Origin of the sequence: Actinoalloteichus spitiensis RMV-1378, from assembly GCF_000239155.1 — a bacterium.
Taxonomy (GTDB): domain Bacteria; phylum Actinomycetota; class Actinomycetes; order Mycobacteriales; family Pseudonocardiaceae; genus Actinoalloteichus_B; species Actinoalloteichus_B spitiensis.
In genome coordinates this window covers 1-1,717 of record NZ_AGVX02000075.1, presented here as the reverse complement: position 1 = coordinate 1,717, position 1,717 = coordinate 1, and the positions used below count along the sequence as shown (strand labels likewise).

General features: G+C 76.1%; 1 protein-coding gene. It reads left to right on the top strand.

Annotation, left to right across the window (positions count from 1 at the left end):
- Positions 1 to 156 precede the first annotated feature (156 nt).
- Positions 157 to 1,717, top strand: a 1,561-nt coding sequence (locus ACTIDRAF_RS0203740) for a prolyl oligopeptidase family serine peptidase (protein ID WP_016697377.1), incomplete at its 3' end; no start/stop codon positions are given.

The window sequence follows — 1,717 nt, the reverse complement described above, 5'->3', positions numbered from 1 at the left end:
CACCCCGGTCGCGGCGGACGCCGACCACGCGCGGGCGGCCCCCGAGCCCTCCCGGCAGGACACCACCGCCCACCCCGGTGCCCGGCCCGACGTCGGGGCGACCCGGGCCGACGCGGCGCAGCCACCACCACGGCCCCTCACGGGAGGGAGGACACGATGAGCCTGGGCTACCCGGAGTGCCCCCGGACCGAGCGGATCGAACTGGTGCACGGCCTGCGGGTCGAGGACCCCTACCGGTGGTTGGAGGACCCGCTGCGCCCCGCGACCCGCGACTGGGTCGCCGCCCAACAGGCGCTCGCCGAGGTCCACCTCACCGGCCTGCCCGGCCAGTCCGGTATCCGGCGGCTGCTGCGCGGCCTGGTCGCCGGGCCGACGGCGTCCCCGGTGAAACCGGCCGGGGCCCGCCGGTTCCGGGTGGGGCGGTCCTCAGCGTTGCGGCGGTGGACCCTCCAGGTCGCCGACGAACCGGACGCGCCGTGGCGGGCGGTGGTGGACACCGCCCAGTTGGGCGGGGACGGGGTGACGGTACGGCGCTGGCAGCCCTCCCCCGCCGGCCGCTACCTGGCCGTGCAGACCACGGTGGACGGCGCCGAGGACACCACCCCCCTCAACGTGGTCGACGTGGCGGCGCGGCGGGTGGTGGAGACCTCGCCGTTGACCCGCTACTCCCCGGTGTGCTGGCTGGCCGACGAACGGTCCTACTACTACGCCCGCCGACACCTGGACCGCCCGGGCAGCGGGGTCTACCTGCACCGGGTGGGCCACCCGTGGATCACCGACCAGCTGGTCACCGGCGACGACGAGCCCGTCACCCGCTACCACCTGGCCCTGTGGCACGACCGGTGGCTGGTGGTGTGCCGCCGGCACGGCACCAGCCGGGACACCACCCTGCTGGTCGCCGACCGGCACGCCGACGGCGAGGTCCGGGGGCTGGAGCTGACCGGCACCTCGGTGGGCGGGGTCCTGGTCGACCACGGTGGACGGCTGTTCGCGGTGACCACCGACGGCGCGCGTTTCGGCCGGCTCGTCGTGGCCGACCCCGACGCGGACGGCGCCTGGCGGTCCTGGCGCACCGTGCTGCCCGAGCAGCCACCGTCCGTGCTGGCCTCGGTGAGCCTGGCCGGTGTCGAGGGCGCCGAACGCCTGGTGGCGTTGCGCACCCTCGACGGCTACGGCTCGCTGACCGTGCACGACGCCACCGACGGCCGGCTGCTGACCGACGTGCGGCTGCCCGGACCGGGCACGGTGTCGGCGGTCAACCCCACCGACCACCCGTTCGTCCTCGCCGTCAGCTACACCGACTGGGTGACACCGTTGTCGGTGTGGCGGGTGGACGTCCGCACCGGGGACATGACGCCCACCGAGGCGGTGACCCGCCGCGACGAGGTGGAGGTGCTGCGCACCAGCTACCCCTCCGACGACGGCACCGAGGTGCCGATGACGATCCTGGCGCTGCGCCAGCGCGGCGGCCGTCGGCCACGGCCGACGGTGCTCACCTGCTACGGGGGCTTCGGGATCACCTTCCGCCCCGGGTTCCAACCCGACGCGCTCACCTGGGTGCTGGCCGGTGGGGTGATGGCCATCGCCGGGGTGCGCGGCGGCGGGGAACGCGGCCGCCAGTGGCACCTGGACGGCGCCGGCCCGCACAAGCCGAACGCGGTGCGCGACCTGCACGCGGCCGGCGACCACCTGGTGCGCCGCCGGTGGACGCGGCGGC